Source organism: Phaeobacter sp. BS52, from assembly GCF_045040595.1.
Taxonomy (GTDB): domain Bacteria; phylum Pseudomonadota; class Alphaproteobacteria; order Rhodobacterales; family Rhodobacteraceae; genus Phaeobacter; species Phaeobacter piscinae.
Map to the genome: position 1 here is coordinate 871,896 of NZ_CP090662.1, position 12,983 is coordinate 884,878.

A 12,983-nucleotide genomic window follows, 5' to 3' on the forward strand; every position below is an offset into this window, starting at 1 on the left:
ATGGGTGCGGCCTATTTCTATCATCTGACCCGGCGGTCTCTCGAAGAGACGCTGCCGGTGCTGCTTGAGAAGGCGCTTGGCGCTGGCTGGCGCATTGTTGTGCGCGGCGTGGACCTGCCGCGGATCACGCGGTTGGACGAACGGTTGTGGTTGGGGGCGGAGGATCAGTTCCTCCCCCATGGCCTGGTTGGCGGCCCCCATGACGCGCTTCAGCCTGTCCTGCTCAGCCATGAGACCACGCCGGTGCCCGGCACCAGCTGCCTGATGGCGGTGGATGGGGCTGAGGTTGCGGCGGAAGAGGTGACTGCGCTGGAGCGTGTTTGCATCCTCTTTGACGGCACCAACCCCGACGCGGTCGCCCGCGCGCGGGTGCAGTGGAAATCCCTCACCGATGCGGGCTGTTCCGCCCAATATTGGTCCGAAGAGAGTGGGCGCTGGGAGAAAAAGGCCGAGAAAACGGCGGGCTCCGACTAAGCCGCAGGTTGGCCCCAACCTCAGCGGGTCAGGATCAGCGATCCATTGCGGATCTCAATACTTGACCAGCGTTGCAGGTAATCCATCCCCAAGAGCGACTGATCCATCTGCCCCTCATTGACCGAGAGGGTGATATTGCGGTCCGTGATGCCGCCCAGCGACATGCTCTCAACCTTGGCCAATGCGGTGCGCACCTCGCCATTGGCGGTCCGTGCGCGTCCCAGATAGGCCAGATCATCAGGGTTCAGGCCAACCCGCCGGGCGTCTTCTTCGTTCAGCACCACGGCGCTGGCGCCGGTGTCGACCAGAAACTGCACCGGCACGTCGTTCACATCTACGGTCAGGTAATAATGCCCGTCGCGGGCGCGCGGCACATCCACACGGCCCGCGTCGCGCATCACCACCTGCTGCGGCTGAACGGTGCTGCGGATATCTTCCCAGAGGCCATAGCCCGCAATCACCCCAAGAAAGATGAACGCCCAGATCGCCAGCTGCTGCACGGTCTTGCCCAGCCCCTGCCGGTTCTGCACGAACACCCAGGAGCCAACGGCAACCAGAAGCAGAAGAAGATAAATCAGCCGTGGGGTGTCGATTGCGTCCAATGTCTGTCTCCTAAGGGGTAGTCGCGTCCCTATTCAATATGGGGAGCATTCTGCCACTTGCGAGGGGTCAGCCCCCGGCAAAGCCAAAGGCGCGCAGACCGTCCAGTACGAACTGCACCGACAGCGCCGCCAGCAGCATCCCCAACAGGCGAGTGACGACAGTAATGCCGGTCTTGCCCAAAAGCCGCTCAAACAGACCGGAGAACAGGCACATGACCAGCAGGATACCCAGCACCGCAAACACAACACCCATCACCATGGCAAACCCGGCAAACCCCGGCTGCTGACCGGTCAGCAGGATCACCGTCGCGATGGAGCCGGGGCTAGGCAATTAGCGGGATCGCCAGCGGAAAGACAGAAGGATCATCGAAATCATCTTCCTCGCTGCGGTCCTCTCGCCGCTTGTTGCGGCGTTCAAACAGCATGTCGAGGGCGGTCAGGAACAACAGAACGCCGCCCGCGATGCGAAAGGCAGCCATGGAAATACCGGCAAATCCCAGCACGGCCTCGCCAAAGGCAGCGAATACCGCCAGCAAGATCGCCGCCGTCACAGTAGAGCGCAGTGCAATCGCCCGGCGCTGCGCTGGTGTCATGCCTTGCGTCAGCGCCAGAAAGATGGGGGTCAGACCAATCGGATCCACGATCACAAACAGGGTGACAAAAGAAGTGATCAGAAAGGCCGTATCCATCACAGCGCCTCCGCTTTCTCAAGCTTCTCCACCGCCTTCAGCCACAGATCCTCTGCCCGGTCCTGTGCTTCCATCACTTCGGCGTATTTGCGTTGCCAGACCACGGCCTCATCCTTGCGCTCTTCGTCATAGAGGGCCGGATCGGCCAGCTTCTTGGCCAGCTTGTCCCGCATTTCACTGACCTTCTCCAGCCGTGCCTCACCTTTGCGGACTTCGGCGCGCAAGGCAAGCAGCGCGTCGCGCGAGGGGCGTTTGGGCTTTTCGGCCTTGGTCTTGGATTTACCCGCCGGTTTGTCGCGTGTCAGCAGCAGATCACGGTAGGAGGGCAGATCGCCCTCGTAGGGTTTCACCGTGCCGCCGGAAACCAGCCACAACCGATCCGCCACAAGGCTCAGCAGATGCATATCGTGGCTGACCAGAATGACCGCGCCGGAATAAGCGGTCAGGGCCTCCACCAGCGCTTCGCGGCTTTCAATGTCCAGGTGGTTGGTCGGCTCATCGAGGATCAACAGATGCGGCGCGGGCAGGGTAGCCAGCAGCAGCGACAGACGCGCCTTTTGCCCACCAGAGAGCCGCCCGACCTCCGTATCCGCCTGATCCGACCCAAGACCAAAGCCTGCCAGTCGCGCGCGCAACCGGGCCTGTCCCTCATTCGGGCGCTCGCGTTGCAGATGCTGCAAGGGGGTTTCATCAATATGCAGCTCATCCACCTGATGCTGAGCAAAAAAACCGATCCGCAGTTTGCTGGATTGGGTCATCTTGCCGGTCATCACATCCAGACGGCCAGACAGCATTTTGGATAGGGTCGATTTGCCCTCACCGTTTTTGCCCAGAAGCGCAATCCGGTCGTCCTGATCGATGCGCAGGTCCAAGCGGCTCAGGATTGTGGTGCCGTCATAGCCGACTGATGCGCCCTCGGTGGCGATGATCGGCGGCGACAGCTCTTCCGGTTCGGGGAAGGTGAAGACCGTGCGCGCCGCATCTTCGGGGGCGCGGATGGTTTCCATCTTCTCCAGCATCTTCACCCGGCTCTGGGCCTGTTTGGCCTTGCTCGCCTTGGCTTTGAAGCGATCGACAAAGGCCTGCAGATGCGCGCGGCGGGCGTCCTGCTTCTTGGCCTGTGCGGCCTGATTGGCGCGGTTTGCGGCGCGCTGACGGGCAAACTGATCGTAGTTGCCGGAATAAAACGTCAGGCCGAGGTCTTCCAGATGCAGGATCCCGTTCACGGAGCGGTTCAGCAACTCGCGGTCGTGGCTGATGATGATCACGGTGTGCGGGTATTTGACCAGATAGGCCTCCAGCCACAGCGCGCCTTCCAGGTCCAGATAGTTGGTCGGCTCATCGAGCAGCAACAGATCCGGCTGTGAAAACAGCACCGCTGCCAGCGCCACCCGCATCCGCCAGCCACCGGAGAAATCCGAACAGGGGCGCTGCTGCGCCTCATAGTCGAACCCCAGACCCTTCAGGATCGAGGCGGCGCGCGCCTCCGCCGACCAGGCGTCGATATCGCTGAGCCGCGTCTGAATTTCGGCGATGCGGTTTGGATCCTGTGCCGTCTCCGCTTCCGCCAGCAGCTCCGCCCGCTCGGTGTCGGCTGCCAGCACCGCCTCGATCAGCGACACATCCGAGGCTGGCGCCTCCTGTGCGACGCCCCCAATGCGTGAGCGACTGGGCAGGGAGATGCTGCCGGATTCCAGCGACAACTCATTGCGGATGAGGCGAAAGAGGGTGGTTTTGCCGGTGCCATTGCGGCCCACCAAACCGACCTTATGGCCTGTGGGGATCGTGGCGCTGGCGCCATCGAAGAGAAGACGGCCTTCGACCGCATAGGAGATATCGCTGATACGTAACATAGGGGCGGTGTGGCCCAGTGACCCGGTGCTGTCAATTGGCCTCAGGACGTCTGACGGGTCAAAGCGCGCCGCGATGCGCGCGAACGGACATATATGTCGCGACTTTGGCCAACTGATGGTCCCGACCGGGCAGGGGGAGTGCAACAACCCCCTTCCCATGAGGCGCAAGCCATGTTAGGCGGCGCGCGAAGTTTCCGGCCCCGGGAGGTCCCTTTCCGCGGCCCAATATGCAGGAGTATGCCTAATGGCTCTGGAACGTACCTTTTCGATCATCAAACCCGATGCAACCCGTCGTAACCTGACCGGCAAAATCAACGCCAAGTTCGAAGACGCAGGTCTGCGCATCGTCGCACAAAAGCGCATCCACCTGACCAAAGCGCAAGCGGGCGAGTTCTACGCTGTGCACGCCGAGCGTCCGTTCTACGACGAACTCTGCGAATTCATGGCATCCGCGCCGATCGTTGCGCAGGTTCTGGAGGGCGAAAACGCCATCGCGAAAAACCGCGAAGTCATGGGCGCCACCAACCCGGCCGACGCTGCTGCCGGCACCATCCGCGCTGAGTTCGCCGAATCCGTTGGCGAAAACTCCGTCCACGGTTCTGACGCACCGGAAACCGCAGCGGTTGAGATCGCGTATTTCTTCTCCGGTCTGGAGCTGGTCGGCTAAGCCACCGCTGTTTCAGTATGTGAGCAAGACTAAAGGCCGCGCCGGAGCATCCGGGGCGGCCTTTTTCATGACGCGCCTTTCGGCGAGACCATCGGTGATATCGGTCAGCTGTGACGCAGCCGTGCTTCGCCCGCACCGGTCGTCGATGTTTTGCTACCGCGACTGTGCAGGCGTTGCGGCAGGTTACGGGCGGCCTTCAATGTCTTGCGGGTTGGGGCGTTGATATGGTCGAACCCCCTGCGGGCCAGCCGTTTGGCCAAAGGCTCGCCCGCCATCGTCTTTTTTTCAAGATGCCGCCTCAGGATGGCAACGTTGCGCAGATTGGCCTTCCAGCCAATGTCGAACATATCACCCAACAAGGGGATCGTACCGATCACCGCGTCAACGCCGATATTGCCTACCATCCGCGCAAGCGTGCCGGTTGAGGCGCCCATACGGTAGCCGGACAGTACGATATATCCCTGCTGGCGCCAGCGCCAGCGCGTCGCCAACGCCTGGCACCAGACCCAGGATGCTGTCCCAACCGACACGCGCGCCGATGACAGGCAGACGAAAGGCGCGATCCATACCATGCGCCAGCCGCTCAAGCGACTGCAGGCGCTCTTCATGCGGGGTTTCGATATTAGGCATGCTGGGGTTCCCGTGCGATCACCCAGACAGCGTGAACGATGCCGGGGATATAGCCGAGCAGGGTCAACAGGATATTCAGCCAGAAATGCTTGCCCAGACCGACCTGAAGAAAGACGCCCAGTGGCGGCAGAATAACGGCGGCGATAATACGAATAAGATCCATGATAGCTCTCCCAAAGCTTTGGTTGCTGTTACAGATACAACTCTCGCAGCTTGGAAATGGTTCCCGCCCTCACCGCCGCTCGATCACCCCGATCTCATTGAGGGCACGCTCGAATTCAGACCTGCCGACATCACAGCTGCCAGCTTTTAGCGCATCAAAACGTTTGCGCAGGGCCGCTTTCTCGGCGCCTTTGCAATCGTTCCAGGGCCGCCCCTGCAGGGCCATGACCAGAACGTAATACCCAATGAAATGTGGTCTTTGCCCGGTCTCGAGCAGTCGGGTATAGGCCGCATCCGCCCCCATCGCGCGCAGGGCTTCGGCAGAGGGGATACCCGCCTTGGTACAGGCCGCCTCAAACGCGGGGCCAAGATTGCGGATGGAGGAAACAGGTGTGGACATACCGAGAACATACCCGCCGGGCGCGCCGCTGTCACGATGGGATTTTAGGGAAATTTGAACCATTTCTATGATGAATTGCACAGAGCTAGAACGCTAAGGTTGTACCGGCGCTATCCTTTTTCGCGCCCGGAAACACCCACTGGATAGAAGATCGTGATTGCTGAATTTCCTAATGTGAGATCAACACGCCCGCTCTGGGTCATCCCAGAACCGCCAGGATACATCGAAAGGAATGCAGCATGATCTTCCCTATCGTTCTCGCCGGAGCCACCGAAGCCGATATCGCCAGCAGCGCGGATATGGTGCCGATGCATTTCGAAGACGCCGTCGGCATTCAGAGCCGCTATCAAACCGTCTTGTCGACTGTTGCCGCGCCTGAATTTCACACGCCGACGGTGCTGAGCAGCGACAGCTTCGCTGCGGTGGCCCGCACCCAGTTGGAGGCCGCAGGCCTCTCGGGCCGGTTGCTGCTGGAACCCGGCGCCACCAAAACTGCCGCAGGGGTGATCGCGGCATTGCACAGCCTGCGCGCATCGGCTGACAGTCTGGTATTGATCTTGCCTGCGGATCAGGATTTTGATGACCCCAATCAGCTTCAGGATGCTTTGGCGCAGGGGGTTCAGGCGGCACAGCAGGGTGATATTGTGATGCTGGGGGTGCAGACGGATCGCGCCTGCCGCAGCCATGGCTATATCGAATGTGCGCAGCGCCTCACTGCAGAGACCGCAACCCCGGTGAGCACGTTCCTCGACCAGCGCAGCCCGGCCTTTGATGGCTGGCGTGAACAGCTGACCGCAAAACTCTGGAACACCGGCATTTATCTTGCCCGGCTGGACACGCTGTTGGCCGCTTACAAGAAACACGCCGCCCGGATCCTGATGCCCGGCAAAACGGCGATGGCCCGCGGCCATCAGGTTGACGACATCCTGATGCTGGATCCCGAGAACTATCGCCGCGCCCGTGGCAGCTCCTTTGAAAACGCGGTCCTACGCCATCTCGATGGTCTCTCGGTTGTCGAACTGGATGCAGGCTGGGATGAACTTGATGCTTGGCAGGTTGAACCTGAGGCGGCCAGCGATGCCGAGTGGGAGGCCTGGCTGTCCGGCAGCGTCTCGGGCGAGGCGGGCTGGTGCAAAACCCTGCCGCATAGCCGCAGGGCGCCTGCCGAACGCCCCGCCGCCACAATGCGCGAGAGCAGCGATGCTGTTACGCTGGCTAGCTGGTATAGCGATCAGCTGCGCGACGGGGGCAGCCCCGCCGCTGCCAGCCAAAGCACCACTGAAACTTGGGGCCACAGCGAGACCCTCGATATGGGCGCGCAGCATATCGTCAAACATTTGACTGTGCTGCCGGGGCAAAGCCTGCCGCTTTCGGTGGCAACGCTCGGCACCCATTGGCGGGTGGTCGAAGGATCCGCGATGATCTCCTCGCAGGAACGGGTGCAGATGGTCTGGCGGGATCAAAGCCTGACCAGCGGTGGTGAAATCCAGCGGATCGACAATATCGGCATCCGCCCGCTGCACCTGATCGAAGTCGCGCCGACCCGCAGCATTCGGATGGCAAAACGCAGGGTTCTGTCGGGCGTCGCCTAGGGGGGCAGCCGGATCACCGACAGACGCCACACCTGAAACACCACGGGCCGCAGTATTTTGCGGCCCGGTTTGCGTTTGGCCGGGACTGCGCCTAGTCCCTGAGGGACGGCGCGGAGAGACGTGTCTCGCTTCCAGCAGGCCGCAATGCCTCCATCGCGTCGTGCTGGCTCAGGAAGACCTTGCCGGTGAGGTGATCCAACAGTGCCCCGCACCGTAGCCGGTCCATCACCGGCCCCTTCACCTCCGACAGATGCAGCGTCACGCCCATCTCGCCCAGCCGGTGCATGATCTCCTCCAGCGAGTCCAGCGCGCTGAGGTCGATGTCATTGATCGCGGCGCAGTGCAGCACAACGTGATCAATCTGCGGATCATCCACCACCCGCCGGTGAATGCAGTCTTCCAGAAACCGCGCATTGGCAAAAAACAGGCTCTCATCGACGCGCAGGTTCAGCAGGCTGGGATGGGTCTCCACCTCATGGCGCAGGATATTGCGGAAGTGTTCGGTGCCCGGCACCCGGCCCACTTCGGCGATATGCGGGCGCGAGGATTTATAAAGATGCAGCCCGATCGACAGCACCACACCGGCGGAAACACCCGCCTCGACCCCCATCAACAGCGTAAGCGCGATGGTGGCCAGAACGGCGGCGAAATCTGCCTTCGAATAGTCCCAGCTCTTGCGCAGGATAGAGAAATCCACCAACCCCAAGACGGCGGTGATGATGGTCGCGGCAAGGGTCGCCTTGGGCAGAAAATAGATCAACGGTGTCAGGGCAACGGCGGCAATTGCCAGCCCGACCGCCGTAAAGGCCCCGGCCGCAGGGGTTTCCGCTCCGGCGTCAAAATTCACCACTGACCGGGAAAACCCGCCAGTCACCGGGAACCCACCGGTGAAGGCCGCGCCGAGATTGGCGGTGCCCAGACCGATCAGCTCCTGATCCGGGTCGATCCGCTGCCGCCGCTTTGCGGCTAGCGTCTGCGCCACGGAAATCGATTCCACAAATCCGATGACGGAAATCAGCACCGCAGGCAACAGCAGCTGCGCCAGCAGATCCTGTGACAGATCTGGCAGGGTGAGGGGCGGCAGCGCCTGTGGCACCGCGCCGACAATCTTCACGCCGCTCTGCGCCAGCCCCAATCCCCAGACCGCCAGCGTGGTGACGACAACCGCGGCAACCGGCCCGGCCTTGGTCAGAAAACCCGCCATGCGCGTCCCGACCCCAAGTCGGCGCAGGGCTGGGTTCAGCCCGCGCCGCACCCAGAACAGAAACGCGGTTGCGCCTCCGCCGATCAGCGCAGTTGGCCAGTTGAGTAGCGGTAGATGCTCCAGAAGCGACAGGAGCAATTCAGGCAGGGTGTGCCCCTCCGCATGGATCCCAAGCAGATGCTTGATCTGACTGGTGGCGATCAGCACGCCAGAGGCTGTGATAAATCCGGCAATCACCGGATGCGATAGGAAATTCGCAAGAAACCCCAGCCGTAGCAGCCCCATCGCCAATAAGATCGCCCCCGACAGCGCGGCCAGCGACAGGGCCGCAACCGCGTAGCCCATACTGCCCTGTGCGGGGATCTCACTCAGGCTCGCGGCGGTCATCAGGGAGACCACGGCGACGGAGTCCCACCGCCAGCGCCCGACTGGTGCCAAACACCGCATAAAGCAGGATCGGCACGATTGACGCATATAACCCGGCCTCAGGCGGCAAACCCGCCAGCAAGGCATAGGCCAGCGACTGCGGGATCAGCATAATCGTGACAATCACCGCCGCGATCAGGTCATTGGTCAGGGTCAGGCGGTCATACTCCCGCCCCCAGGTCAACAGCGGGACATAGCGGGTCAGGAGAGAAGGCATTCAGGTCTTTCTTTGCGTGTAACAAGCCGTCTTGCAGCGGGGCGTGTCTCAAACCGGCGCAGCACCTTGAACGACAGCGCGGCGCCGGGGTCAAGTGACCAGCCGGGCAACAGGACCGGGATCAAAGCTTGCAGCTGCGCAGGCCCAGAAGCGTGTAGACCGGACAGCTGCGGGTCAGCGCCACCAGTAGCATCACCGCCCCGACAACCACCGACAATACCGTGGCCCAGGTTGCGGCAAAAATGGCAAATCCGCTGACAAAGGGCGCGGCAATGAGGGCCAGGCCCAGCATCAGGCGCATTGTCCGGTCTAGGGTGCCGACGTTTCTGGTCATCTTATCTACTCCTTGGCGATGTCTTCTCGCCAGAAACCGCAGATTGCCCCGCGCTGTCTGTGACAAAGTCACCCTGACGCACAACTATCGCCAAAACCGGCGCGCCTCAGCGTCCGGCCAGCTGCCGCAGGGCCTCGCGGTTCACGATGGCAACACTGCCACGCGCCAGCTGCACCCAGCCGCGGCGCTGAAACTCCTGCATCTGGCGCGACACCACCTCGCGGGCGGTGCCCAGATCCACGGCCAGTTGCTGATGGGTCACCGCCAGGTGATCATCTGCTCCGGCCAGATCCAAAAGCCCCTGCGCCAGCCGCACGTCAACGCGCTGGAACGCGACCTCGTCAATTACCAGAAACAAATCGGTGATCCGCTTGGAGAAGGCCGAAAAGACAAAACTGCGGAACTCTGCCGAGGTGGCGACCAGCGCGTCAAACACCGACCGGGGCAGGGCTGCGGCGGCCACATCTGTCTCGGCAATGCCTTCTGCCGCGTAGTCTTCATAGGCGAGCAGGCAGGCGGTGGTCAGCACACAGCTTTCGCCCGCGTTGATCCGGTACAGCAGGATCTCGCGCCCACTGTCAGAGACCTGCTGCACCCGGACCGTACCATCCAAGAGGAACAGCATGTTTTCGGGCGACTTGCCGGGACCAAAAATCACCGCGCCCTTTGGGACCTTCACCAACGCGGCCTCCGCGAGGATATGCGCCTTGGTCTTCGCATCCAGCCTGGCCAATCCGGCGAAACGATCAATCCAGAGGGGCTCTGCCGGGGTCATAACTGTCATTCCGTTCCTGCCTGCGCCATTCTGCCACCTTCACCTCACCCCGAGGGGTCGCTGTTGCCCCAAGCCCTTGAAACAGGCTGTGCAACGGCATTTTCAGGGACTAGCATAAATGGGTGCGGTTCGGAAAACCTGAGACCTGTCGCCGCGCTGCGGCTTTCTGCCACCTGCAATTCTGCGCTTCGGTATTAGCTTTGTCACAAGAAGAAGGCCGCGCCACCACAGTTCGCACTCCTAACCGGTAAGGGGCGGCACCGAGTTCTAGGAAAGAGACCAGATATGTTTGATGGCCTGACAGCCGAGACACTGGCACGTATGCAATTTGCGTTCACCGTCTCGTTTCACATCATCTTCCCGGCATTCTCCATCGGTTTGGCCAGCTATCTGGCCGTGCTGAACGCGCAGTGGCTGCGCACCCGGGATGAAACCTACTACACCCTGTTTGAATACTGGAAAAAGATCTTCGCAGTCGCCTTTGGCATGGGGGTCGTCTCCGGCATCGTGATGTCCTACCAGTTTGGCACCAATTGGTCGGTGTTCTCGGACAAGACCGGTCCGGTGCTGGGTCCGTTGATGGCCTATGAGGTGTTGTCTGCGTTTTTCCTTGAGGCTGGGTTTCTGGGGATCATGCTGTTTGGCCGTGCCCGCGTCGGGGACCGGCTGCATATGTTCGCCACCGCTATGGTGGCCTTTGGCACGTTGATGTCGGCGACATGGATCCTCAGCGTGAACAGCTGGATGCAGACACCCGCAGGCTACAGCATCAATGAGGTCGGTCAGTTTGTGCCGGAGGATTGGTGGCAGATCGTCTTTAACCCGTCCTTCCCCTACCGGTTGGTGCATATGGTTCTGGCGGCGTTCCTGACCACCGCGCTGGTGGTGGGCGGCGTCGGTGCCTTGCATTTGCTGCGTGACAAAACCGATGCGGCAGCCCGGCGAATGTTTTCCATGGCGATGTGGATGCTGATCGTGGTCGCTCCGCTCCAGATCTTTGCCGGTGATATGCACGGGCTGAACACGCTGGAGCACCAACCGGCCAAGGTGATGGCAATGGAAGGTCACTATGACAGCCACCCCGAGGGCGCCCCGCTGATCCTGTTTGGCCTGCCGAATGCCGAAACAAAAACAATCGACTACGCCATTGAGATCCCCAAACTCTCAAGCCTGATCCTGAAACATGATCTGAACGCGCCGCTGGCCGGGCTGGACACGATCCCCGACGAGGATGAACCACCGGTGGCCATCGTGTTCTGGAGCTTCCGGGTGATGGTTGGTCTTGGGTTTGCGATGGCGGGTCTTGGGCTCTGGTCGCTCTGGGGGCGTCTGCGTGGGCAGCTCTATGACAGTCGCTGGCTGCACCGCGCCTCAATTGCGATGGGGCCGATGGGGTTTGTCGCGGTTCTGGCCGGTTGGATCACCACCGAGGTCGGGCGCCAGCCGTTCACGGTCTATGGTTTGCTGCGCACCTCCGACAGTCTGGCGCCAGTGTCCGCACCTGCGGTCGCGGCCTCGCTGACGGCGTTTGTGATTGTCTATTTCTTCATCTTCGGGGCCGGAACCTTCTACATCCTGCGGATGATGAACAAGGCACCAGCGACCCGCAATCTTGGTCTGCGTGACGGGCCGGTGCGGGCGGCGGGCATCACCCCGGCGCAGCAGGTCGACCCTGACATCACCGATGATCCCACCCCGCAAGGCAACTGACAGAGGTCCTTACTATGTTGTTTGATCTATCCTTCATCTGGGCCGGGATCATCGCCTTTGCGGTGCTGACCTATGTTGTCCTCGACGGGTTCGACCTTGGCGTCGGCATCCTGTTCCCCTTTGCCACCTCAGAGCGCGACCGCGCCACCATGATGAACTCCATCGCGCCGGTCTGGGACGGCAATGAGACCTGGCTGGTCCTTGGCGGCGGCGGGCTGTTTGCGGTCTTTCCGCTCGCCTATGCGGTGATCATGCCAGCGCTCTATATGCCCATAACCCTGATGCTGCTGGCGCTGGTGTTTCGCGGTGTGGCCTTTGAATACCGCTGGCGCACCACCCGCTGGCGCGGCGTCTGGGACAGCGCGTTCTTCGGCGGTTCCGTGGTGGCCGCCACCATGCAGGGCATCGCGCTGGGCGCGCTGGTGCAGGGGATCGAGATTGAAGGCCGCGCCTACGCAGGCGGCTGGTGGGACTGGCTGACGCCGTTCTCGGTCCTCACTGGGTTGGCGGTGTTGACGGGCTATGCGCTGCTGGGCGCGACCTGGCTCAATATGAAGACCGAGGGTGACCTGCAAGGCCAGATGCGCGGCTACGCCCGTTGGCTTGCGGCGGCGACGCTGGTTTCAATCGGGCTGGTCAGCCTGCTGACGCCGTTTCAGGATCCGGAGTATTTTCGCCGCTGGTTTAACCTGCCCGGCAGCCTGTTCAGCCTATTGGTGCCAGGACTGGTCGCGCTGTGCAGCTACGCGCTGTTTCAGGGGCTGAAGGGCACGCGGGATGCGCAGCCATTCCTCGCCGCACTTGGGCTGTTTGTCCTCAGCTTCATCGGGATCGGTATCAGTTTCTACCCGTTCATTGTACCACCGGGTCTGACCATCGCAGAGGCTGCCGCGCCGGATGAAAGCCTGATGTTCACATTGGTCGGCGCCGCGGTGCTGGTGCCGCTGATCCTGGGCTATACCGCTTATGCCTATTGGGTGTTTCGCGGCAAAATTAACCCGGAGGAGGGCTACCACTGATGCAGGGAAAGCCGATGAACCCCCGTCGTGAGCACCAGCCGCCACAGCCCGAACCGGGTGCGCGGCGCCCTATGGGGCGGCTGTTGTGGTTCGCGGCGATCTGGATTGCCAGCGTCGCGGTTCTGGGCTGCGTGGCCTATGTCATCCGCTGGGCGGTGGTTCCCTGATCTCGGCAGCCGGAGCGGGTTGACACGCCCATCATCCGCGCCGGACGGTATATTCAGGATAA

At 61.8% G+C, this 12,983-nt stretch carries 14 protein-coding genes and 2 pseudogenes; 6 read left to right on the forward strand and 10 right to left on the reverse strand.

What is annotated here, in order from left to right; translation table 11 throughout:
* Positions 1-474, forward strand: coding sequence for a DNA polymerase III subunit chi (locus tag L0Z65_RS04305; protein WP_405111094.1), 474 nt, complete (start codon positions 1-3; stop codon positions 472-474).
* 20 nt (positions 475-494) lie between these two features.
* Here L0Z65_RS04305 and L0Z65_RS04310 read toward each other — a convergent pair whose 3' ends face one another.
* The 3 genes and pseudogenes from L0Z65_RS04310 to L0Z65_RS04320 all read right to left on the reverse strand — a co-directional run bounded on the left by L0Z65_RS04310 (position 495) and on the right by L0Z65_RS04320 (position 3,618).
* Positions 495-1,076 carry a TIGR02281 family clan AA aspartic protease gene (locus tag L0Z65_RS04310; RefSeq protein WP_118068115.1) on the reverse strand — a complete coding sequence of 194 codons (582 nt, stop codon included), beginning with the start codon at positions 1,074-1,076 and terminating at the stop codon, positions 495-497.
* 67 nt (positions 1,077-1,143) lie between these two features.
* Positions 1,144-1,765: pseudogene (locus L0Z65_RS04315) on the reverse strand (MarC family protein).
* On the reverse strand, positions 1,765-3,618 hold the full coding sequence (locus L0Z65_RS04320; RefSeq protein ID WP_405111098.1) for an ABC-F family ATP-binding cassette domain-containing protein: 1,854 nt from the start codon (positions 3,616-3,618) through the stop codon (positions 1,765-1,767). Before L0Z65_RS04320 ends, L0Z65_RS04315 begins: the two are co-directional and overlap by 1 nt.
* Before the next feature lie 244 nt (positions 3,619-3,862).
* On the opposite strand from L0Z65_RS04320, the gene ndk reads away from it, so the two are divergent.
* Entirely contained in the window at positions 3,863-4,285 is a 423-nt protein-coding gene (gene ndk / locus L0Z65_RS04325) for a nucleoside-diphosphate kinase (protein ID WP_014874960.1), read from the forward strand.
* Positions 4,286-4,389: 104 nt separating this feature from the next.
* On the opposite strand, the gene L0Z65_RS04330 is transcribed toward ndk, so the two are convergent.
* The 4 genes from L0Z65_RS04330 to L0Z65_RS04345 form a co-directional block, all read right to left on the reverse strand.
* The gene (locus L0Z65_RS04330; protein WP_405111102.1) at positions 4,390-4,776 is read right to left on the reverse strand and encodes a DUF4112 domain-containing protein; all 387 of its coding nucleotides are present in this window, start codon (positions 4,774-4,776) and stop codon (positions 4,390-4,392) included.
* A complete protein-coding gene (locus L0Z65_RS04335) occupies positions 4,667-4,915 on the reverse strand; it encodes a DUF4112 domain-containing protein (protein ID WP_405111105.1) in 249 nt (82 codons plus the stop codon). Before L0Z65_RS04335 ends, L0Z65_RS04330 begins: the two co-directional genes overlap by 110 nt.
* A complete protein-coding gene (locus L0Z65_RS04340; protein ID WP_014874958.1) occupies positions 4,908-5,078 on the reverse strand; it encodes a YqaE/Pmp3 family membrane protein in 171 nt (56 codons plus the stop codon). Before L0Z65_RS04340 ends, L0Z65_RS04335 begins: the two co-directional genes overlap by 8 nt.
* 69 nt (positions 5,079-5,147) lie before the next feature.
* Entirely contained in the window at positions 5,148-5,477 is a 330-nt protein-coding gene (locus L0Z65_RS04345) for a TfoX/Sxy family protein (protein ID WP_405111108.1), read from the reverse strand.
* A 239-nt stretch (positions 5,478-5,716) separates the two neighbouring features.
* On the opposite strand from L0Z65_RS04345, the gene L0Z65_RS04350 reads away from it, so the two are divergent.
* Entirely contained in the window at positions 5,717-7,069 is a 1,353-nt protein-coding gene (locus L0Z65_RS04350) for an alginate biosynthesis protein (RefSeq protein ID WP_405111110.1), read from the forward strand.
* Positions 7,070-7,160: 91 nt separating this feature from the next.
* Here the strand turns inward: L0Z65_RS04350 and L0Z65_RS04355 are convergent.
* The 3 genes and pseudogenes from L0Z65_RS04355 to L0Z65_RS04365 all read right to left on the reverse strand — a co-directional run bounded on the left by L0Z65_RS04355 (position 7,161) and on the right by L0Z65_RS04365 (position 10,034).
* Positions 7,161-8,916: pseudogene (locus tag L0Z65_RS04355) on the reverse strand (SulP family inorganic anion transporter).
* A gap of 121 nt (positions 8,917-9,037) precedes the next feature.
* Positions 9,038-9,250: a DUF2892 domain-containing protein gene (locus tag L0Z65_RS04360; RefSeq protein ID WP_102896804.1), complete on the reverse strand. Its 213-nt coding sequence runs from the start codon at positions 9,248-9,250 to the stop codon at positions 9,038-9,040.
* Between the two features lie 106 nt (positions 9,251-9,356).
* Positions 9,357-10,034, reverse strand: a complete 678-nt coding sequence (locus L0Z65_RS04365) for a Crp/Fnr family transcriptional regulator (protein WP_405111113.1) — start codon at positions 10,032-10,034, stop codon at positions 9,357-9,359.
* A 276-nt stretch (positions 10,035-10,310) separates the two neighbouring features.
* On the opposite strand from L0Z65_RS04365, the gene L0Z65_RS04370 reads away from it, so the two are divergent.
* Genes L0Z65_RS04370 through L0Z65_RS04380 form a run of 3 tightly spaced genes read left to right on the forward strand, consistent with a single transcriptional unit; the run spans position 10,311 to position 12,921 of the window.
* Positions 10,311-11,735 carry a cytochrome ubiquinol oxidase subunit I gene (locus tag L0Z65_RS04370; protein WP_102896806.1) on the forward strand — a complete coding sequence of 475 codons (1,425 nt, stop codon included), beginning with the start codon at positions 10,311-10,313 and terminating at the stop codon, positions 11,733-11,735.
* A gap of 14 nt (positions 11,736-11,749) precedes the next feature.
* Positions 11,750-12,754, forward strand: coding sequence for a cytochrome d ubiquinol oxidase subunit II (cydB, locus tag L0Z65_RS04375; RefSeq protein WP_405111117.1), 1,005 nt, complete (start codon positions 11,750-11,752; stop codon positions 12,752-12,754).
* Positions 12,755-12,768: 14 nt separating this feature from the next.
* Positions 12,769-12,921: a DUF2474 family protein gene (locus L0Z65_RS04380; protein ID WP_405111120.1), complete on the forward strand. Its 153-nt coding sequence runs from the start codon at positions 12,769-12,771 to the stop codon at positions 12,919-12,921.
* The last annotated feature ends 62 nt before the right edge of the window (positions 12,922-12,983 follow it).